Source organism: Caballeronia sp. dw_19, assembly GCF_018449515.1.
In the GTDB taxonomy this organism is placed as follows: domain Bacteria; phylum Pseudomonadota; class Gammaproteobacteria; order Burkholderiales; family Burkholderiaceae; genus Caballeronia.
Map to the genome: position 1 here is coordinate 26,106 of NZ_JAAVUQ010000016.1, position 21,735 is coordinate 47,840.

Here is a 21,735-nt window from a genome sequence, read left to right on the forward strand (position 1 = left end):
AAGACGCGCTCGGGAGACGCTGTGTCGCTTATCGGGAGACAGTCAGGTTCGTGGCGAAGGCCCAAGTGGATTGTCGCTTGCAGGGCGACGCTCTGACCACTGCGGCGCTGTTTATCCCGGGCTGCACACTATCCACAATGATGCGTTTCGACGGCTCGCCGAGTCCGCCAGTCGTGTCGTCCTGCCTGGATTTTCAACCTCCCCGATAGAGTCACCAATGAACACTGCAACATCACACGGAGCGGATCGCAATAAGCTGCTGATACTCGCCGCTGTCTGCTTGTCCGCGCTTGTGCTGCCACTAGCCTTCTCGGGCGGCGCAGTCGCTACGCCCGCCATCGGTCGGGACCTTGGCGGCAGCCCCGCGATGCTTACGTGGGTCACCAACGCGTTCATGCTCAGTTTTGGCAGCCTGCTGATGGTCGCCGGGGCACTGGCAGACCAGTTTGGCCGCAAGCGCCTTTTTGTCTTCGGGCTGGGCGGCTTCATCATCACGTCGTTCGCCATGAGCTTTGCGCCGTCGACGCTCTGGCTGGATATCCTGCGAGCGACTCAAGGCGTAGCGGCGGCTGCTTCGCTCTCGAGCGGCGCCGCGTCACTCGCCCAGGAGTTCGACGGTCACGCACGTACCCGCGCGTTCAGCATGCTCGGTACGAGCTTTGGCATCGGCCTGGCGTTTGGTCCGTTGCTGGCGGGCGCGCTGATCGAACACTTCGGCTGGCGTTCGATTTTCGTGGTCATTGCAGCCATTGGTCTTGTGGCCTTTGTCTTCGGCGTGCCGCGCATGCGGGAGACCCGCGATCCGGGTGCGATGGGGCTGGATTATCCGGGCACGATCACTTTCACGGCGACGCTCGCGCTCTTTACGTCTGGCGTCATCCAGGCGCCGGAAAGCGGTTGGGGAAGCCCGTTGGTCGTCAGCCTGCTGGTTGCCTCCGCCGTCACGCTGGTTGCGTTTGTCCTGATCGAGACGCGCGTCAAGCGGCCGATGCTCGAACTGAGCCTGTTTCGCTATCCGCGTTTCGTTGGTGTGCAGATCCTGCCGGTGGGTACATGTTATTGCTACATCGTGCTTATCGTGATGCTGCCGTTGCGCTTTATCGGCGCGGAAGGCTTGAGCGAAATCGATGCAGGTCTCCTGATGATTGCGCTGTCCGCCCCCATGCTCGTCGTGCCAATGCTGGTGGCCTCGTTCACGCGTTGGGTGTCCGCAGGCGTGCTGTCGGGCATTGGTTTCCTGATTGCGGCCGCCGGTCTTTACTGGTTGAGTCTCGTTGATTTCAGCGCTTCAAAAGAGGCGCTTGTCATGCCCATGCTGGTGATCGGCATTGGTGCGGGCATGCCCTGGGGTCTCATGGATGGACTCTCGGTCAGCGTTGTGCCGAAAGAGCGTGCAGGCATGGCGTCCGGCATCTTTAGCACCACGCGCGTGGCAGGCGAAGGTATCGCGCTCGCGATTGCCACGGCCATCCTGGCAGCGCTTGCACACACGAGCCTTGCCCGGATTATTCCGGATACGTCGGTGGAATTGAGCATGCGAATTGCAGAAGCTGCGCAGCGTGTGACTACCGGTGATATGGCGCGGGCGGCGGCGACGCTTCCTGAAGTCAGCCGTCATGCACTCTCGACAAGCTACGCGGATGCGTTCACGAGCCTGCTGCATGTACTGATTGTTATCACGCTGCTCTCCGCGTTCGCTACGTTTGCCTTTCTGAGCCGCACGCCGGCGCAGGACGACGAACCGGATGCAAACGTAAATTCCGAAAAGAAAGCTGTTGTCGATGTAGCGGTGAACGCCTGACAGATTCCATGCTGCACGAGTTGAGGGGCCGTCTCAGGGTGAGGCGGCCCTTTTATCTTGAGCAAGCGGCAAGATGTCTGCCACTAATCAGGTTATTATTTTCCAACTTTTCTAAGCGGGTTAAGTGATGAGTGAGCGCGTCGATGCACCCATGGCCGAGATCGCGGTTTTTGTGGCGGTCGCGCAGAGCGGCAGCTTTACCCGCGCTGCAGAAGAGATCGGCAGCAGCAAGTCCAACGTCGGCAAGGCCGTGCAGCGTCTCGAGGCACGGCTCGGCACCCGGCTTTTCCAGCGCACGACGCGCGCCGTGCGGCTGACCGAAGACGGCGAGACTTACCTGCTTGCCGCACAGCAAGCACTGTGTGGCCTTCGCGAAGCCGAGCAGCAACTCGCTTCAAGGCGCTCCGAGCCCGTGGGCCGCGTGAAAATAGACTTGCCGGCGGGTTTCGGGCGACTGCTGCTGCCGAGCTTCATCGATCTTCGCGCGAAGCATCCCAAGCTTACGCTGGAGATAGCGCTGACCGACCGGATGTCCGACCCCATCGGCGAGGGCTGGGACGTTGTCGTGCGCATAGGTGCGCTCCCGGAGGACAGCGAGCTGACCGTACGCAAGCTGTGTGATTTGCGGCTCGGACTTTACGCGTCTCCTGAATACCTGCAGCGTAGCGGCGACGTCAAGACGCTGGCGGATCTGGCCAGCCACGACGCTATAGTCTTCCGGGGACCAACCGGGCGTTTGCGTGGGTGGACGGTCCGGGACGGCGACACCGTGCGCGAACTGTCCCCCGTGCCCATACTTGTGCTTGCCGATGGTCAGGCCCTGGTGGAAGCTTCGGTGACCGGTTTCGGGATCACGCAGATCCTGGACCGGGTGGCTTTGCCGTACGTCAAGTCGGGCAAGCTGGTTCATTTGCTTCCGGAAGCAGACGTCGATGGACCACCGGTGCACGCGATCATTTCGCTCGGTCAGAAGATGGCAGCCAAGACCCGCGCGGTCGTGAATCATCTGGCGGAAACGCTGCAGCAAACCGCGGGATAAGACCGCTGTTGCAAGCGCTCGCGCAGCATGATCGAGAGGGTGCGATCTCTGTTCAAAAAGAGCGAAAAGACTTTTCGTCGATAAGGGCTTTAACGCGCAACGCGCCGCGGGTAATCTATGCCCAACCCTATCTCCTCGATGTTGCCACACCCTGGGCCAGGGGCTTCGCTCTCATCAAGCGGAGTCCCGATTAAATTGCGGCGGTACGCAGCTATCCCCACTTGAACTTTGTCCGATTCGCGGACGCACTCTGTGTAACTAAGCGTTCATGTACGCCCGATTGCGTTTGTGATGGCCACAAAGAGCGCAATGGCGACCTTGAGGACTCGTGCCTGCGCCAGCGCAAGGGAGCCGATGCGAAGCCGGCTTCTCACCTGTCGGCAGATCGCACGATGAAGCCAGTGAAGCGGCGTTGTCAGGCTCTGGTGAGGCATTTGAATCTTCATCTCTCTACTCCCGATACTTCAAGTGACCGAGCGCCCATCCGATACTCCGGATGGGCGCTCGGTTTGCTCAATGACATCACGTCCACTACTACTTCTGGGCGAGCGACGGAACATCGGTGGCGGCCATTGCATCGCCCCATCCGCCACCCAGCGCGCGGATAAGGTTGACCGTCGCCGCAGCCTGCACGCCCTGTAACTGCACCGCGGCGCGACGGGACTGCAGCACCGTACGCTCGGCGTCTATTACGTCGAGGTAGTTGACCGCACCTTCCGTGTACTGCGTCCGCGATAACTGCGCCGCGCGAGCCGAGGCATTGACGGCTTCTGCTTGCGTCTTTGTCTGGTCCTCGAGAATGCGCATATCGGACAGGTTGTCTTCCACTTCGCGGAACGCAGTCAGCACCTGCTGACGGTAGTTCGCCACGTCCTCGTCATAAACGGCGCGCGCGTTCGCGAGGTTGCCCTTGCGGCGGCCGCCATCGAAGATCGGGATGTTGAGCGACGTGCCCGCAAGCGGCCCAAGCAGGAACGCACGGCTGCTCCATTTGAACAGATCACCGATTGTCGCCGACTCGAAACCGCCCGCGCCCGTGAGCGTGAGGGACGGGAAGAACGCGGCCTTCGCCACACCAACCCGGGCATTCGCCGCGGCCATCGCACGCTCGGCGGCGGCGATATCCGGTCGACGCTCAAGCAGCGACGACGGCAAACCAGGCGGTATACGCAGGGTCACCGGCTTGAGCGGATCAGCGGCCATCGAGAACTCCGCAGGGGCCTTGCCAAGCAGCACGGCCAGGCTGTGTTCGGATGTCGCCCGCAAGCGCTGGACCGTCATCGCGTCCGAGCGGGCCGTCGCTAATTCGGACTGTGCACGTGACACATCGAGTTCGGTAATCTCCCCTTCGGTGTAGCGGCGCTGAACCAGCTTGAGTGCCTGCTCCCGCAAGTCGACCGCCGACGCAAACACCTGGCTCTCTGCGTCCAGCTCACGCAGCGCGAAGTAGTTCTGCGCGACGTCCGCCTGAAGCGCCAACTGCACCGAGCGGAAGAGGGCTTCACTCTGCTGCATGTCGGCCTTCGACGCATCGACCGTCGACGTGACGCGACCGAACAGGTCCACCTCATACGACACGCTCGCCTGGGCACGCCAGAGGGTCTGCTGCGGCACGTTGGTGCCGTCCGGCTCGAAGAGCGACGCGGCGGACACCTTCTGCCGCGTTGGACCGAAGCCGGCGTCCAGCGACGGGAAGAACCCCGCGCGTGCCGCCTGGTTCATCGCACGGGCTTCCTTCACGCGTGCGGCCGCCGCTGCGAGGTTCTGGTTTGCCGCCAGCGCCTGCTCTTCCAGGTCGTTCAGCTTCGGGTCCTGGAAGACAGTCCACCATTGACCGCGCGCTGCCTCTTCAGACGGCTGCGCGACCTTCCACGTACCGCGCTCATCCGGTTTCAATTCTGCTTGCGGCGCTTCCTTGAACGTCGCGATTGCAGGCGTCGACGGCACCTCGTACGTCGGAGCCAGCGAACAGCCGGCGAGGACCAGCAACGCACCCAGCAGGATCGAGCCGGTGAAGGCTTTTTTCATCGAAAGAAATCTATGCATGATGGTCTCCTTAGTCCTGCAGTGCGGGTTCGGGAATCTCGGGCCGGGGCGTTGGCGTCACAGCCGTGCCATGCGAGCCGCCCGTGCCGCCGCCGTCAGGACCATGATCGTGGGGGCCATGGATATGCGGGTGCTTACCATGCTTGTCCTTGAGTTGCTTGCCTCCGGCGAGCTTACGCAGAAGCACGTAGAACACGGGAGTCAGCAGAAGCCCGAACAGGGTGACGCCCAGCATGCCGAAGAACACGGCAATGCCCATGGCGCGACGCATTTCCGAACCGGCGCCCGTTGACACCACGAGAGGAATCACGCCCATGATGAAAGCGATCGACGTCATGAGAATCGGGCGCAACCTCAAGCGGCATGCTTCTATGGCAGCCTGGACAATCGTGCGGCCTTGTATTTCCAGCTCGCGCGCGAACTCGACAATCAGGATCGCGTTCTTCGCCGATAACCCCACGAGCACCATCAGGCCGATCTGCGTGAAGATGTTGTTATCGCCTTGCGTGAGCCACACGCCGAACAGCGCCGACAGAATACTCATTGGCACGATCAGCAGGATCGCGAGCGGCAACGTCAGGCTCTCATACATTGCAGCGAGCACCAGGAACACGAGCAGCACGCTGATCGGGAACACCCACAGCGCTGCATTGCCGGCGAGGATCTGCTGATACGTGAGGTCGGTCCACTCGAACTTGATGCCGCGCGGCAGCGTCTGTGCAGCAATGCGCTCGACTGCGGCCATGGCTTGCCCGGAAGAATAACCGGGTGCCGGACCACCGTTGATGTCGGCTGCAAGGAAACCGTTGTAGCGAATCACGGTTTCCGGGCCGAAGGTCGGCGTGACCTTCACGAGAGACGACAACGGCACCATGTCGCCGGCGGCATTGCGCGTCTTCAACTCGAGGATGCTGTCGGCCGTTGCGCGGAACGGCGCATCGGCTTGAGCGCGCACCTGATAGACCCGGCCGAACTTGTTGAAGTCGTTCACGTACAGCGAGCCGAGGTAGATCTGCATGGTGTCGAACACGTCGGTCACGCTGACGCCGAGTTGCTTGGCCTTCTCACGATCCAGTTCCACATTCAGTTGCGGCACGTTGATCTGATAGCTTGAAAACGACGGTCCAAGTTCCGGCGCTTTCGCAGCGGCCGCGAGGAATGCTTGCGTAGCCTTGTTCAGCGCTTCGTAACCCAGCGCGCCGCGGTCCTCGATCTGCAGCTTGAAGCCGCCGATCGTGCCAAGGCCGGACACCGGCGGAGGCGGGAACGTCGCAATCATGGCGTCCTTGATGCCGCCGTATTCCTTGTTCAGGTTGCCGACAATGGCATTCGCCGATTCGTCCTTGCCGCGATGCTTGGATGGACTCATCACCGGAAACACGAGACCGCTGCTCGATGAGTTCATCAGGCCGGTCACGTTGAGGCCTGGAAATTCCGGCGTATGCTCGACACCCGGTTGCTTGCGGGCAATCTCGCCCATCTGATGAACGACCTTCGCCGTGCGGTCGAGTGATGCGCCGCTTGGCAACTGCAGGATACTGACGAGGTAATCCTTGTCCTGTGCAGGAACGAAACCACCGGGCACGATCTTGCCGAGAAGGACCGTGCCACCGAGCAGTACGCCATACACCACCATCATTGCAAACTTGCGGTTGATGACGCCGCCCACGCCGCGCCCGTACGCTTCTGAGCCGCGATTGAAGACCTTGTTGAAGACGTTGAAGAACGGTCCGAGGATCCGGTCCATAAACCGCGTGAGCCAGTCCTTCGGCGCATGGTGACTTTTCAGCAGCAGCGCGGACAGAGCGGGCGACAACGTGAGCGAATTGAACGCGGAGATGACCGTTGAAATCGCGATGGTCATCGCGAACTGCTTGTAGAACTGACCGGTCAGGCCCGACATGAAGGCGAGCGGCACGAAGACGGCAATCAGCGTGAGCGCGATAGCGACAATCGGTCCGCTGACTTCACGCATTGCTTCATACGATGCCTCCAGAGGCGTGAGCCCGGCAGCAATGTTCCGCTCCACGTTCTCGACCACCACAATGGCGTCGTCGACCACGATCCCAATAGCAAGCACCATCCCGAAGAGCGATAGCGCGTTGATCGAGAAGCCGAACGCGAGCATCAGCGAGAACGTGCCGACAATCGACACCGGCACTGCGAGCAGCGGAATCAGCGACGCGCGCCACGTCTGCAAGAACACGATCACCACGATCACGACGAGGACGATCGCCTCGAAGAGCGTGTGGATCACCGCGTCGATACTTTCGCGCACGAACTGCGTCGGGTCATAGACGATCTCGGCCTTGACGTCGTCCGGCATATCCTTTTGCAGTTCCGCCGTGATCCGTCTCACGTCGGTCGAGATCTGCAGAGAGTTCGCGTTCGGCTGCTGGAAGATGATGATCTGCACGGCGGGCTTGCCGTCGAGGCTCGCGCGCAGCGCATAGTCCGCCGCGCCCATTTCCACGCGGGCAACATCGCTGAGATGCGTCACCGCACCATCGGGCGATGTCTTCAGGATAATCTTGCGGAACTCGTCTTCGGTCTTCAGGCGGCCTTGCGCGTTTACGCTGAGTTGCAGCGGCACGTTCGTGGTCATCGGTGCGCCGCCGACAATACCCGCTGCAACCTGGACGTTCTGCTCGCGGATCGCCTTGACGATGTCCGTAGCGGTCATGTTCTGGCTGGCCACCTTGGTCGGGTCGAGCCAGACGCGCATCGAATAGTCGCCACCACCCCACATCACGACTTCACCCACACCGGGAACCTGTGCGAGGTGGTCCTTGATGTTGATGAGCGCGTAGTTGCGCAGGTAGTTCAGATCGTAGCGGCCGTTGGGCGAGCCGACGTTCACGCCCATGGTCAGCGTCGGTGACGACTTGACGGTAGTCACCCCGAGTCGCTGAACGTCTTCCGGCAAACGCGGCATGGCCTGCGAGACGCGGTTCTGAACGAGTTGCTGCGCCTTGTCCGGATCGGTGCCGAGCTTGAACGTAACGGTCGTGGTCATGTTGCCGTCGCTGTTCGCCTGCGACTGCATGTACAGCATGTTTTCGACGCCGTTGATCTGTTCTTCAATCGGCGAAGCAACCGTTTCCGCGATGACCTTCGGGTTGGCTCCCGGATACTGCGCACGGACGACCACTGAAGGCGGCACGACTTCCGGGTACTCCGCCGTTGGCAATTTCGTCAGCGCGATAATGCCGGCCAGCAAGATCACCACCGACAGCACGCCCGCAAAGATGGGCCGGTCGATGAAATACTTTGAGATGTTCATGATGAGCTTCTCCGTAGCCTGTTATGTCGCTGACGCGGCTGACTTCGCGGCGTCGGCCATGTTGACCAGGTTGGCCCGCACGGTGTCGTTCGGCCGGGCGCGCTGAAGACCGTTCACGACAATGCGCTCACCCGGTTTCAAGCCCGAGATGACCACGCGAAGGTTGTCGTGCAGGCCGCCCAGGCGGACTTCACGGTATTGCACCTTGCCCGCGCCATCGACCACCAGAACGTATTTCTTCGCCTGGTCCGTGCCGACCGCCGCGTCGTCGATCAGGATGGCCGGGTGCGCTTCACCGCCGCCAACCTTCACGCGTGCATAGAGGCCGGGAACGAGCGAGCCGTCGGTGTTGTCGATGCTGGCGCGCACGCGGATGGTGCCTGACGAGGTGTCCAGCCGGTTGTCGACTGACGTGACCGTGCCCTGGCGCGAATAGCCGTCTTCGTTCGCAAGACCGAGCGAGACCGGCACTTTGGCATTGCGGTCACGGCCGAGATATTGCAAGTACGTTTGTTCATCGACATCGAACGATGCGTAGATCGGCGACACGGAGACGAGCGTGGTCAGCAGCGGGGCGTTGGCGCCTGCCGACACCACGTTACCCACCGTCAGTTCGGCACGCGAAACGCGCCCGGATACGGGCGCGTTCACCGTGGTGTAGCTGAGATTGACTTGCGCGGCTTCGAGTGCCGCCTTCGCTGCTTTCACACCGGCCGCGGCTTCGCGCGAGGCGTTTTGTTTCTCGTCGTAGTCGCGCCTGGCGATTGCGTTATCCGCCAGCAGCCGGTCAGCGCGCGCCGCGTCAGTCGAGGTATAGGTGGCCCGCGCCTGAGCAGCGGCTAGCTGCGCGGCTGTGCGGTCGACTTCCGCAACGTACGGGCGCGGATCGATCGTAAAGAGCGGGTCGCCCTTCTTCACAAGTGCGCCGTCTTTGAAATGCACGGCGACGATAGTGCCGGGCACGAGCGGGCGCACATCGACATGGTCGATCGCTTCCAGGCGGCCGGAATAGCTTTGCCAGTCGGTAATCGTCTCGGAGAGAACCGCGGCAACATCGACATCGGCCGCCGGCGCCGGGGTGTCAGCCGCTTGAGCTGCAGCGACCGGCCCTGAATTGATTCCGTGGGTGAAGCCAACGCCCGCTATTGCGCCAACTAAAGCAACGGCACCGAGCGCGGCGGTAAGCTGTTTTTTGCGATGGGTTAGCATAAGTAGTATTCCTTATAGATACAAAGTGATCCGGGAAAACGCATCGGGATTCAGCTCGGCTCATAGCCGTCACAACACTGCGACTCGGATGCGTGTGTAGCGTTGACGGAAGTATGGCTTCCGGGCTTGAGGTTATAAAGTAGGCTTCAGTGGTTTCTTTGTATCCACCAGGGCGACAATTTCGCTCATGTCCGCTTGCGTCCGCTCATGTCCGCGCATGTCGCTACGGGGTGAGGCGCTTGCGCAAGAACTCCGCAACATCGGCCAGTGCCGGTGCGTGCGAGACGAGTTCGCCATGGGTGGTGCCGCCATGCCGTGTCATCTCTACCGGCACGCCCGCCGCAATCAGCTCTCTTGCGTAGGTCTCGCCGTCTGCACGAACCAGGGATGCTTCCGCGCTGGCGATCAACGTGGGCGGCAAGGTGCCGAGCCGTCGTGATTCGAGTGGCGCTGCATAAGGATGGATACGCTGCGAAGCGGTGGGAAGATAGGCGCGATAAAAGCGCGCGCATGCCTCGGCATCGAAATCATCGTTCGAGGAGGTGGCCTTGCTATCGATCAACCGGGTCATGCTCGGGTCGAGCAGCGGCGCCAGAAGCGCTTGCGCCGCCAGCCTGTGGACACCGCGGTCGCGTGCGATGGCGGCGAGGCCGGCCGCAATGCTTCCGCCCGCGTCATAGCCGACCGCAGCAAGACGCGTGGCGTCTGCGCCGTACGAACGTGCGTTGGATGCGGCCCACGCCAGCGCGAGATACGCGTCCTCGGTTGCGGCCGGAAACGGGAAGGCGGGTGCGAGCGAATACCCCACGGCAATAACCCATGCCGGCGTGCTGGTCGCGAGAAACGAAGCGGGTTCGTTCGCGTCGTCGAGGCTTCCCTTGACGAAGCACCCTCCGTGGAAATACAACACGATGGGAAGCGCGCCGGATGTTATCGGCCGGTAGCTGCGCAATGTAATGTGCTGCGCGTGACCCGCGATTCCGATGTCGGATAATTCCAGCTTCGCTTTCATGTGAGGTGAGTGGAAATTCTCAATTAGAGGGGGATGTGAGCGTTATTCGCAGACCGGATTGTCCACATAACCCTCGTTGAGATAAACGTCTCACTTTCGACAAGACAATTCGCTCGTAGCGAATTCTGTTATCAAAAGGGGAGCTAAAGGTTCGGGCGTGACAGGTCCGTCGGGCATCGCGCACGCAGTCGCTGAACTGCGCTTACCTTGCCTTGCGAAGAATCGACTCGCGCTCTGGTGTCAGCGGCGCGGACCTGCCGGACGCCGGTCACATTGCCGTTGCATCCTCACTGCGTGGCGTGGCGACTCGCGCAGGATGACGCGGCTTCAGGTACTGTGCGAGGCCCGGGGGCAGGGGGTTGTCGGCTCGCAGGATCTTGCACTGCTCGAAGAGCTCTGCGATCCACTCTACAAAGACCCGCACTTGCGGCGAGAGACGGCGGTTCTGCGGATACACCGCAGAAATAGGAAAGGGCATGGGCCGCCATTTCTCCAGCACCTCGATCAGCGTGCCGGACTGGAGATGGGGAAGCGCCAGGAAGTGCGGCACCTGGATAATGCCGAGTCCTTTCAAGCCGCATTGCAGGTACGCGTCGCCGTCGTTGGCCGCGAGCCTTGAGCGAATCTGGATTTCGACCGGCTTGCCGTCGACAACAAAATCCATCTCTACAATGCGGCCGTTGCGGCTGGAGAAGTAGTTCACCGCAATATGACGATCGAGGTCGGCGAGTGTCTTGGGTTCGCCGTTGCGCGCAAGATAGTCGGGGCTTGCGACGGTCACGAATTCCGAGACCCCTACCCGCCGTGCAACGAGCGTGGAGTCCTGCATCGGGCCCATGCGAATCGCGCAGTCCACACTATCCTGCACAAGGTCCACGGCCTTGTCGCCCACGCCGAGCATCAGGTCGATGTCAGGGTACCGAGCGTGGAAGTCATCCAGCGCGGGTACGACGATAAGCCGCCCGATCGAGCCCGGCATATCCACCTTGAGTTTGCCCCTGGGGCTGGCCGTTGTGGAGAACGAGTTCTCCGAGTCCTCGACCTCCGCGAGAATCCGCGAGCAGCGTTCGTAATACGCGGCGCCATCCGGCGTCACGCTGATGCGGCGGGTGGTCCGGTTCAGAAGCCGTACCTTGAGGTAAGCCTCGAGGTTCTGGATGATGGTGGTGACTGACGAGCGTGTCATGTGCAAGGAGTCAGCGGCACCAGAGAAGCTGTTGGTGTCGACCACGCGGGTGAAGACCTGCATCGCCTGAAGTTTGTCCATTGTGTTTGAGTCTCTGCAAGGGTCACCGGCCTGGGCGCCCGCGACGCGTCATTCAGGAGCGCCTGACAGTTCACCTGGCGCCCGGCGGGAGAGGCGCTGAATCTCACCGGCGAGCGCTTCTATGTAGGGGTCGTGGAGGCTGCACTGCTTAAGCGCGGCATGTAGCTTGAACACATACTCGGCGTTGCTGCCAAACTTGCCCGCGGTAGTTGCCACGAGCGGTGCCACCGTCGACACACGCGAATCAGCTTCGTATTGCTCGCGATGTGTGTCAGCCACAAACGCAATCGCGTGGGTCTCGGTGCCGTCGTCAAGCGTGACGGGTGCCCACGTTGGCGCGTAGGAACCCAATACCATCTCGCGAATCCACACGACTCGCAGCTCTTCATCGGTCGTCGCCCGGGGCAGCCTCAAAGCCACGCCGTGGGCATGCCCTCCGGCCTCGAGCGCGAGCATCCGACCGGGCATCTCGGGGCTGGCGCGACCAGCGACCATCCGAAGGCAGAAACTGCGATGCCAGTCGTGCAGCGTCGCGACCTGGCGCTTATCGAAGTCCACCAACGGGTTCCACATGAGCGAGCCGTACGCGAAAATCCACACGTCCTCCGCGTCCTTGGGGCGCAGCTTCATGGTGTCGGTGAGAGAGCGCTCGATTCGCTCCTGCGTCCAAAGATTCGGCAGGGACTCGAAGTTCTCGAGATAAGCACCTGAGTGAATCGCCTGTCGTGTCAGCATCGCCATTGCCCGGTCAAGGTTGGAAATGCCCGGGTGTCATACGGCGGCATCAGGAAAGTACGATCAGCCATTCACCCAAGCTTGACCCGAATATGACCGCGGTCCCTTGCCGAATAAATACTGACGCGGGAGACGCTTTGGCGATTCTGGAGCGACAATCCAACTGCGCCTCTGCCTCTGCCTCTGCTTCTACCTCTTTATGACCCTGGGCCTGACCGCAGCCGCTGGCAGCACCGGTTGCGGCTCGGGTAAGCCGTCGCGAATCTTGCGCAGCGCCGACGCGAGAATCATTGCGTCGCCGTTCAGGGGTGCCACGCCGCCTCGCGTTTTGGGCCTGTACACCGAGTCGCCCTTGCTGATGTGCATGCCGGAGAGCGCGCACCGTCCGGACCGGCGCGAGAGAGTCTGCGACCAGATTTGTTCTTCATAGTTACAGAGCGTAGGGTCGTGCCACGACAAGGCCACGAGCGAGTTCGCCAGTTGTTCGAGGACTGTCACGGTGAAGGTACGAAGCTCGCGGCGGCCCGCCCGTGAGCTCACTGCGGGCCGCGGGAACCGAGGGCGTACGAGCTCCTCGGGGAACTCGTCGGGCGGGTCGGAAAATTGCAGCAACGCGAGCAGCATCCGGGACCACGGGTCTGAATCCGTCGGCACGATGCTGTCACTCTCCCGCCGCGGCTGCGCGGATCTGCCCTGAGCGGCTGAAGATGGGTCGGTGGATGCCAGTGTTTGCAGAGCGGGGGAAGGGTAGGTCGTGCCGGTCTCCGACAGGAGCTCGGCAGGCACACGATAGCGTTCAGCGTTCAACATCATCTTCCTCTCATCGGGTAAGAGTCGGAGCGGTTATCGAACAACGGGGCGTGACGCGAAACGCCTATTGGATGCAGATGGCCGACAGGTCTACGGTGCGCCGGTAGACACTTCTGTTGAGCCACGAAACGAAGGTGTATTCGACGTAGGCGTTAGCGCCAATGAAGAGCCAGGTATGCAGAACATGCGGCACGGTGAATTCCTTTGAGGCAGAAGATGCGGTTAAAGGGAAAACGGTCGGGCGCGGCAACGCGCGGGCAAAAGTGCCGGCATGCCGAATCGCTGTTCTGCACGGTCAATGAGGCTGCTTGTGCGCGGGGAGGGTGCTTCGCTGTCATCCGGCGAGCGCAAGAACGCGATGACTTAAGCGTAGTGAGCGCGGGTGGGGGAAGCTATTCTACGGTCGGGTAGGACGATGCCTCGAAAAGCGTAATCGCGATATACGGCGGTATAGCTCACAATCTGGGTACGCTTCGCAAAAGATCGAGCGCTTTGAGGGGAACCGCTTAGTCGGATCTTCACTGCCCTTATACGGACGTATATGATGACAAGGAAAACGGAAGCATCGAAAAGTGGCTGTCAGCTTTCGCTCACGTAAAGAATCGGCAGCACGCACAACCTTCAAGGCATGGTTCCAGCATGCCGATGCTACGCGCTGCCATGGCGCAGCGGTCTCGCCGTAGGGAGGGACGTAGTGGGAACAATCGGTTCGTCATACAAGAGCAGCGCGCCCGGTTATCTGGTGCGGCTGTGGATTGGCGGCTGTGTAGCGCTAGGTATCATTGCTGCCGTCTGTTTCTACTTCCAGCTGAATCTGGCCACTACGGGCTTCAGCCTGTTGATCGCCATTGTGCTGTTGTCGCTTCTGGACAGCTTCGTTTCTTCAGCTATCTTTTCCGTTGTGGGCGCGTCGTTGCTGAACGTGCTCTTTACTCCGCCCATTTTCAGTTTCCGGATCCAGAAGCTTCAGGACTATTTTCCCCTGATGGCTTTCTTCGTCACGTCGCTTGCCATTACCTCGCTTGTGCGGCGCTCGCGGCGCATGGAGCAGACCCAGCGTGCTCAGGCACGCCTGCTTGACCTGACCCATGACACGGTATTCGTGCGTGACAAGGACGAGGTCATCGCCTACTGGAACCACGCCGCGGAGGTGCTGTATGGCTGGAGCAAGGCTGAAGCGACCGGCAAGCTCGCCCACGAATTGCTCAAGACAGTATTCCCCGCACCGCGTGAAGAGATTGGTCAGATGCTCCTGCAAGAGGGGCATTGGGAGGGTGAACTGGTCCACACCAAACGCGACGGCACCCAGGTCACCGTGGCTAGCCGGTGGACCTTGCAGCACGATGAAAATGGCGCGCCGCTCGCAACGCTCGAAACGAACAATGACATCACGCAGCGCAAGCGCGCCGAGGAGTTGCTGCGTAAAAGCCAGGCGCAATATCTTGCTGAAGCGCAAAAGCTGAGCCGTACCGGGAGCTTTGGGTGGAACGTGGCGACCGGGGAAATATTCTGGTCGGAGCAGGCATTCGAGATTTTCGAGCATGACCCGGCGAGCGCGCCGACCCTCGAGACGGTGCGGCGTCGCGTGCATCCCGAAGACCTGCCTATCTTCGAACAGATGCTCAGCCAGCTCAGCAATACGGCAGACGATTTCGATATCCAGCTGCGGCTGCTTTTCCCCGATGGCCATATCAAGTATCTGCATGTCGTCGCTCATGGTGCGCAAGGAGAGGCGGACAAACGCCAGTTCATCGGTGCTGTCATGGATATAACCGCCATGAGGCAAACCGAAGCGCAACTGCAGCAGGCCCAGAATGATCTAGCGCGCGCGAGCCGCATCTCGGCGCTCGGCGAGCTGAGCGCGTCCATTGCCCATGAGGTTGGTCAGCCGCTGGCGGCCATTGTCACGAATGGAGAAGCGTGCCTGCGCTGGTTGCGGCGGCAACCGCCCAATATGGAAGAGATCGAGGGTTGTGTCACGCAGATGACCGATGAGGGCAATCGTGCCGCCGACATCGTTCATCGCGTGAGGATGCTCATGAAGGGTTCGCCACCCGCGCGCGCCGCGGTCGAGATGAACGAACTCGTCCGGGAATCCACTGCGCTGATCCGGGCGGAAGTGGCGCGCCACGAGGGCTCGCTCGTGCTGCTGCCCGCGCCCGTGCTGCCCCCGGTGCTGGCCGACCGCGTGCAGCTCCAGCAGGTGCTCATCAATATCATCATCAACGGCATGCAGTCGATGTCAGCGGTCCCGGGCAAGCGCGAAATGGTTATCTCCACGACAACCGATCCCGAAGGCAATGTGGTGGTCTCCGTTCGCGACAGCGGGCCCGGTATCTCCGAGCAGAACCTGCCGCGCCTCTTCGATGCCTTCTTCACAACCCGAAGCACGGGCATGGGAATGGGGCTGGCCATCTGCAGTTCGATCATCGAATCACATGGGGGGCAAATCTGGGCGGCCAACAATCCGGATGGCGGGGCGACCTTCAGCTTTTCCCTTCCCGCAGCCATGCTTCCGGCCTCCGTCACAGTCGGCTAAAGAAGAAGAGCGGAGGTCCGCTGGGAGCGCGCTGCACGGCTAAACCCGGTTATACATTCGTATCATCGCGAAGGCCGGGTTTGTAAGGTAGGCTTTAGACTACAAGAAGGACGAGCGCAATTTCACCGCCCGTTATCCCTTGGGAGAGAGAGGTCGAGGGCCGCGTCTTGCAGAAAATGCCTGTCATATCAATTGTCGACGACGACCAGGCTGTTCGCCGCGCACTAGGGAGCCTGGTGCGTTCGATGGGTTGGGAAGCCCGCATGTTCGAGTCGGCAGAGGAGTTTCTCGCATCGGGAGAGGCGGTGGACACGTCATGCCTGATTTCCGATATCCGCATGACAGGCATGTCAGGGGTTGAAATGCACGAGCGTCTCGTGGCGCAGGGCCAGGCGCCCGTGACCATCTTTATCAGCGCGTATCCAACGCCTTCCTTGCAGGCCAGGGCCGTTGGAAACGGCGCCCTGGTGCTCCTGCAGAAGCCCTACCAGCCGTCGGTGATGACGCACTGGCTCTCGGTTGCGGTCGGCGTGCCGTAGGCGGGCTGTGGAGCGCTAACGCCTGGCAAGCAGAGCCGCGCAAACCCCTAAGCTCTTCACATATTCGGATAATTCGGCCCACCGCCACCTTCTGGCGGGACCCACACAATGTTCTGCGTCGGGTCTTTGATATCGCAAGTCTTGCAGTGCACGCAGTTCTGCGCGTTGATCTGCAAGCGCTCGCTGCCGTCATCGTTCTTCACAAATTCGTATACCTGTGCCGGGCAATACCGTCCTTCCGGCCCGGCGTAGGTTCTTAAATTCACATCCACCGGCACCGATGCATCCTTCAGCGTCAAATGCGGCGGCTGGTTTTCCTCGTGATTCGTGTTCGATATAAACACCGACGCCAGCCGGTCGAACGTCAACTTCCCATCCGGCTTCGGATACACGATCGGCTTGCATTGCGACGCGGGTTTAAGCGTTTCGTTATCGGCGTGCTGGTGATGCAGCGTCCACGGCACATTGCCGCCCAAGACCTTCTGCTCGAACCCGACCATCAACGTGCCGAGATACAAACCCTTGCTCATCCATTGCTTGAAGTTACGTGCACGATATAACTCGGTCTTGAGCCACGAGCGATCGAACGCTTCGGGGTAGGCACTCAGTTCGTCGGCTTGACGACCGGCTTGCACGGCGTCGAACGCGGCTTCGGCGGCCATTTTGCCGGACTTGATCGCGGCGTGACTGCCCTTGATCCGCGATGCGTTCAGGAATCCGGCGTCGTCGCCGGCCAGCGCTCCGCCCGGGAACACCAGCTTCGGCAAGGACATCAAACCGCCGGCCGTGATCGCCCGCGCGCCATACGACACCCGCTTGCCGCCTTCGAGGAACGTGCGGATAGCCGGATGCGTCTTGTAGCGCTGGAATTCCTCAAACGGCGACAGGTACGGATTCGAATACCCCAGCCCGACGACAAAGCCCACCATCACCTGGTTATCGTCCATGTGATAGAGGAACGAGCCGCCGTAGGTATCGTTTTCCAGCGGCCAGCCAGCCGTGTGAATCACGAGCCCGGGCTTGTGTTTCGAGGGATCGATTTGCCACAGTTCCTTGATACCGAGGCCGTAGACTTGCGGATCGGCGTCGCGGCCGAGCTTGAATTTATCGGTGAGCTGACGGCCCAGATTGCCGCGTGCGCCTTCGCAGAACAGCGTGTATTTGGCGTGCAGTTCCATGCCGAGCTGGAAGTTGCCGGTCGGCTCGCCGTCCTTGCCCACGCCCATGTTGCCCGTCGCCACGCCGCGCACGGCGCCGTCTTCGGTGTAGAGAACTTCTGCCGCAGGAAAGCCCGGGAATATTTCAACGCCCAGCGCTTCAGCCTGTTGCCCCAGCCAGCGCGTGACGTTCGCGAGACTCACGACATAGTTGCCGTGGTTCTTGAAGTTGTCGGGAAGCAGCCAGTTGGGCACCTGTTTTGCACCGTCCTTCGATAAAAACAGGAAGCGGTCCTCGGTGACTTCCACATCGAGCGGTGCGCCCTGGGTCTTCCAGTCGGGGAGCAATTCGCTTAAACCCCGTGGGTCCATCACCGCACCCGAGAGAATGTGCGCACCGATCTCGGAGCCTTTCTCCAGCACGCAGACGCCGAGTTCGACGCCTTTTTCCTGCGCAAGCTGCTTCAGCCGGATAGCCGCCGATAGCCCCGCAGGACCGCCGCCCACGATCACGACGTCGTACTCCATGGATTCACGGGGACCGTGTTGTTTGATGAGCGCTTGGTTATCCATGGCGTACGTGATCTATCGCAATCGACACAAGCTGTGCACCCGGACCGTACGGTTTCATATCGATGTCTTCGTGCAAGCCATCGAGCCAGATGCCCGTGAGCGGACGCAGCGAGACGTCGCGCAACAACGCGCTTTCTATCGACCATTGTCCGGCTACGCAAAACAGGATCTGCGATGACGCGGACGTGATGCGCGCCGAATGCGTCGCTACGCTTACGCGGGAGCCGCAGGTGTCGCGGCGCGTCATGACGTTCAATACGTTGACGGGACGCGCGGGCAATGTGACCCATACATGCAAGTCACCTGAAAAATGCACTGGCTGTCCTGCGCGTGCGTTTAACTGGCCGTCTTGCGAATGAAGATCGACAGTCTCATCGTCGAGCAGGGTCAGGGTGCGATCGAAGCCCGCGAACTGCGAGAACTTCGCCGCACCGCTCAATTCCGCGAGGCTCACGCGCCATGCGCCCTCCAATCCGCGTGCGATGGTGCGGGTCGTGCCCGCACCGTTCGCCCACGCCTCCGGCGCGATCCGCGAGCAATCGAAGAAGCGCACCGACGCTTGTTCTTCGAAACGTTCTTCAGAGAAAACTGCGTTCATGTGACGTCTCCTGTTGCGCGCGCGTGAGCATCGAGTTCGCCCATGACATCGAAAAGATCGCCTACGATGCCGTAGTCCGCGACCGAAAAAATCGGCGCATCAGGGTCCTTGTTCACGGCTACGATAATCTGCGAATCCTTCATCCCGGCCAGATGCTGGATTGCGCCGGAGATGCCGAACGCGAGGTAGAGTTCAGGCGCCACGGTCTTGCCGGTTTGCCCGACCTGCGCGGCGTTGGGCGCATAACCTGCATCCACTGCCGCACGCGACGCACCGAGCGCGGCGCCCATGTTGCGGGCCAACACGCCGAGCGTGTCCATGTTTTCCTTCGACGCCAGCCCTCGTCCGCCCGCCACTACGACGCGGGCGCTCGACAGATCGCGCCCGTCTTGCGCCGAGGCCTGCCGATCTGTCAGTACGGTTGCGGTGAACGGCGTGATGGCATCGAGCGCTACGATTGAAGCTGCGCCGCCGGTTGCGCAAGCAGGCGTGAACGATGACGTCCGGATGGTGGCAAAGAGCGTGGCGCTCGTACTCTCGATTGTCGCGACCACGCTGCCTGCGTAGAGACCGCGCACGAAACGCTGTGCTGTCACAACGCGCGTGATGTCCACAACAAACGCGTTGCCGGTCAACGCAGCGGCTCGGGGAAGGGCCGCGCGTCCCGCTGTGCGGTGGCTCGCAGAAATCATCGAGTAATCCGAAGCAATATGCTGAAGAAGCGCGGCAAGTGTTTCGGGATTGGGTATGTCGTCCGATGCCAGCAACACGCGCCCGACGCCGTTAATGCACGCAGCCGCATTCGCCATGGCAGGCGAAAAGGTGAGCACATCAACCGGTACGCCACGCTCACTCGCCGCGCTGAGCACACGCAGGGTCGCATCGGCGATCGCGCCGTCTTCCCATTCCCCTACGACAAGACTTCTCATGGTCATGCTCCCACGTTCTGAAACAGCCGCTCGCTGCCGATGGCGCCAAGCAGCGCGGCGGTATCGGCGACTTTGATGCCGGGCTGGCGGACCGCCGGCTCGGCTATCTCCACGATGCGGATTTGTGTGCCGAGAGCGACGTTGAGCGTTGCGGCATCAAGCGTGCGCAGCGGCTTTTGTTTAGCCTTCACGATGCTCGGCAACGTGACGCGGCGAGGCTCGGCCAAGCGCAGGTCCGCACTGACCACGGCCGGCCCGTCAAGGCGCCAGGTGGCCGTACCGGCGTCGTCGCCGCAGGTGACCAGCCAGCCACGTCCTGCCGCTTCGATCGCGGATGCATTGAGTGCCTGAGGCCAGCCGAGCAACCCGGCGAGCATTGCTGCAACGCCGCCGATGTCGTCATCGATCGCCTGCTTGCCGCACAGCACGAGACCGAAGGTGTCGGTATCGGTATCAGCCTCGGCGGTCATGAATGCATGCAGCAGGCGTGCTATGGCGAGCGAGTCCAGCGAAGCATCGGCTGTATCGATCAGCACTGCGTTGTCCGCACCCATCGCCAATGCGGTGCGCAGCACATCCTGACAAACAGGCAGGCCGCAGGTGAGCACGGTCACGCTCGACGCCACGCCGTCTTCACGCAGACGCAAGGCCTGCTCGATAGCGCATTCGTCGAACGGGTTAAGCGACATTTTCAGGCCTGCCGTATCGACGCTGCCGGTAGAGCCGATGCGAACGCGCACGTTGGCATCGACGACCCGTTTCACGGGGACGAGAATTTTCATGGTCATCTCAGGGTTATTACCGTCGAAGGGATCAGGACACCGCGCCCGAACCGTATTTGCCGACCAGCAACGCGCCACTCGCGAAACGATCGAGCGCGTACGGTGAGAGGGAGACATCGGTTGTTTGCCCCAGTGCATGCTGCGCGAGAATCTTGCCGATTCCCGGCGACAACTTGAAGCCGTGCCCGGAGAAGCCGAATCCGACCGTCAATCCTTCTATGTCCCCGACTGGCCCGAGCACGGGGTTCCAGTCCGGCGTGACGTCGTACACCCCGGTCCACGATGACGCGAGCCCAGCCATTTCGTACGCGGGAAAACGTTCTGCAACCTGGGCGCCGACCTCGCCGACATAGTCGAGCGAGATATCGCCTTGCTCGGTCTCCGGGGCGTTCAGCGTTTCACCCACCACGCCTTCGGACACGAGCATCTGGCGGCCACCGTAGCTGCGGAAATACAGCATGCCCGGCGAGCCGAGATCCTTGAAGGCCGGCATGCTGAATGTATAGGGCGCGGCGTCGCACTCCAGGGCGAGCACCGTATGGCGTTCCGGTTTGACGGGCAGCGGCACGCCGATCCACCCTGCGAGCTCGGGTGTCCAGATGTTCTGCGTGCTGATCAGCGCTCCGCAACTGAAGGTGCCGGCCGATGTTTCGATGCCGGTCACCCGACGACCATCGCGCACGAGTCCGGTCACGGTCGTGTTCTCCATGATCTTCACGCCGCGCCGGCGAGCCGAGCGCGCGAAGCCCGTCGCGACCAGATAAGCATCGGCGAAACCCGCCTCGGGTTCGTAGCCGATCAATGCGGCATCGTCGAATTGAGCGATTGGCAAACGCTCGCGGGCTTCAGCCTTTGAGAGCAGTTGCACCTCTATGCCCATGCCTTGCTGTGCATCGAGCGAGGCCTGCAGTGGCTCGAGCTTGTCGCCTTCGGGCGCGCAGATCATATAACCGCATTTCACGAGACCGCACGAGGCTTCATCATCTTCCACGTAAGCCGCGAAGTTGTTGAACGCGTGCCATGACGAACGCGCGAGTTCCACGTTCTGCCGCACGGAATAGTGCGTGCGCAACAGCCCCGACGACTGCGACGTCGTGCCCGCTCCGATCGTGCCGCGATCCACGACCAGCACGCTTTTGGCGCCCAGCGCGGCGAGATGATGGGCAACCGACGCGCCGATAACTCCGGCGCCGATCACGATAAAGTCGTAGTGGCTCATGGCACTTCCTGAAAGAAGATCGATGAACGGATTGTAGGAAGAGGAAATGCTAAGCCGCTTTGTATTAAGCAAACTTATGCAGAGCGCGCGGATTGATGCAGACTTCAGACGGAGCCACTAACCGTAGCGACAGGAAACCGGAGCGTGTTCAGCTTCGTTGCGCACTTTGCATAAGCGTTTGTGATGAACTTTATAAG

At 61.3% G+C, this 21,735-nt stretch carries 16 protein-coding genes; 4 read left to right on the plus strand and 12 right to left on the minus strand.

What is annotated here, in order from left to right:
* Positions 1–217 precede the first annotated feature (217 nt).
* Positions 218–1,801 carry an MFS transporter gene (locus HB376_RS21220; protein WP_213765639.1) on the plus strand — a complete coding sequence of 528 codons (1,584 nt, stop codon included), beginning with the start codon at positions 218–220 and terminating at the stop codon, positions 1,799–1,801.
* 127 nt (positions 1,802–1,928) lie between these two features.
* The gene (locus HB376_RS21225; protein ID WP_213765640.1) at positions 1,929–2,840 is read left to right on the plus strand and encodes a LysR family transcriptional regulator; all 912 of its coding nucleotides are present in this window, start codon (positions 1,929–1,931) and stop codon (positions 2,838–2,840) included.
* A gap of 534 nt (positions 2,841–3,374) precedes the next feature.
* On the opposite strand, the gene HB376_RS21230 is transcribed toward HB376_RS21225, so the two are convergent.
* From HB376_RS21230 to HB376_RS21260, 7 genes are all read right to left on the minus strand, one after another.
* Positions 3,375–4,886, minus strand: coding sequence for an efflux transporter outer membrane subunit (locus HB376_RS21230; RefSeq protein ID WP_213765641.1), 1,512 nt, complete (start codon positions 4,884–4,886; stop codon positions 3,375–3,377).
* 10 nt (positions 4,887–4,896) lie between these two features.
* Positions 4,897–8,169, minus strand: coding sequence for a multidrug efflux RND transporter permease subunit (locus HB376_RS21235; protein WP_255631483.1), 3,273 nt, complete (start codon positions 8,167–8,169; stop codon positions 4,897–4,899).
* Positions 8,170–8,190: 21 nt separating this feature from the next.
* Positions 8,191–9,378: an efflux RND transporter periplasmic adaptor subunit gene (locus HB376_RS21240; protein WP_213765642.1), complete on the minus strand. Its 1,188-nt coding sequence runs from the start codon at positions 9,376–9,378 to the stop codon at positions 8,191–8,193.
* Positions 9,379–9,601: 223 nt separating this feature from the next.
* Entirely contained in the window at positions 9,602–10,390 is a 789-nt protein-coding gene (locus HB376_RS21245) for an alpha/beta hydrolase (protein ID WP_213765643.1), read from the minus strand.
* Between the two features lie 268 nt (positions 10,391–10,658).
* The gene (locus HB376_RS21250; protein ID WP_213765644.1) at positions 10,659–11,657 is read right to left on the minus strand and encodes a LysR family transcriptional regulator; all 999 of its coding nucleotides are present in this window, start codon (positions 11,655–11,657) and stop codon (positions 10,659–10,661) included.
* A 48-nt stretch (positions 11,658–11,705) separates the two neighbouring features.
* Positions 11,706–12,392 (minus strand): gamma-glutamylcyclotransferase, encoded by a 687-nt coding sequence (locus tag HB376_RS21255; RefSeq protein ID WP_213765645.1) that lies wholly within the window; start codon positions 12,390–12,392, stop codon positions 11,706–11,708.
* A gap of 189 nt (positions 12,393–12,581) precedes the next feature.
* Positions 12,582–13,046, minus strand: a complete 465-nt coding sequence (locus tag HB376_RS21260; RefSeq protein WP_346730541.1) for a DUF3331 domain-containing protein — start codon at positions 13,044–13,046, stop codon at positions 12,582–12,584.
* Between the two features lie 850 nt (positions 13,047–13,896).
* Between HB376_RS21260 and HB376_RS21265 the strand changes: the two genes are divergently transcribed.
* A complete protein-coding gene (locus HB376_RS21265; protein ID WP_346730542.1) occupies positions 13,897–15,741 on the plus strand; it encodes an ATP-binding protein in 1,845 nt (614 codons plus the stop codon).
* Positions 15,742–15,917: 176 nt separating this feature from the next.
* The gene (locus HB376_RS21270) at positions 15,918–16,280 is read left to right on the plus strand and encodes a response regulator (RefSeq protein ID WP_213765647.1); all 363 of its coding nucleotides are present in this window, start codon (positions 15,918–15,920) and stop codon (positions 16,278–16,280) included.
* Between the two features lie 56 nt (positions 16,281–16,336).
* Here the strand turns inward: HB376_RS21270 and HB376_RS21275 are convergent, their stop codons facing one another.
* From HB376_RS21275 to HB376_RS21295, 5 genes are read right to left on the minus strand one after another with little or no spacing between them, the layout of a single operon-like run.
* Positions 16,337–18,010 (minus strand): electron transfer flavoprotein-ubiquinone oxidoreductase, encoded by a 1,674-nt coding sequence (locus tag HB376_RS21275; protein WP_213765648.1) that lies wholly within the window; start codon positions 18,008–18,010, stop codon positions 16,337–16,339.
* Positions 18,003–18,608, minus strand: a complete 606-nt coding sequence (locus HB376_RS21280) for a HutD family protein (RefSeq protein WP_213765649.1) — start codon at positions 18,606–18,608, stop codon at positions 18,003–18,005. The genes HB376_RS21275 and HB376_RS21280 overlap by 8 nt, the downstream gene beginning before the upstream one ends.
* Positions 18,605–19,537 (minus strand): FAD-binding protein, encoded by a 933-nt coding sequence (locus HB376_RS21285; RefSeq protein ID WP_213765650.1) that lies wholly within the window; start codon positions 19,535–19,537, stop codon positions 18,605–18,607. The genes HB376_RS21280 and HB376_RS21285 overlap by 4 nt, the downstream gene beginning before the upstream one ends.
* A 2-nt stretch (positions 19,538–19,539) precedes the next feature.
* Complete coding sequence (locus HB376_RS21290) at positions 19,540–20,319, minus strand: electron transfer flavoprotein subunit beta/FixA family protein (protein WP_213765651.1); 780 nt, start codon at positions 20,317–20,319, stop codon at positions 19,540–19,542.
* A gap of 31 nt (positions 20,320–20,350) precedes the next feature.
* On the minus strand, positions 20,351–21,538 hold the full coding sequence (locus HB376_RS21295) for an FAD-binding oxidoreductase (protein WP_213765652.1): 1,188 nt from the start codon (positions 21,536–21,538) through the stop codon (positions 20,351–20,353).
* Between the last annotated feature and the right edge of the window lie 197 nt (positions 21,539–21,735).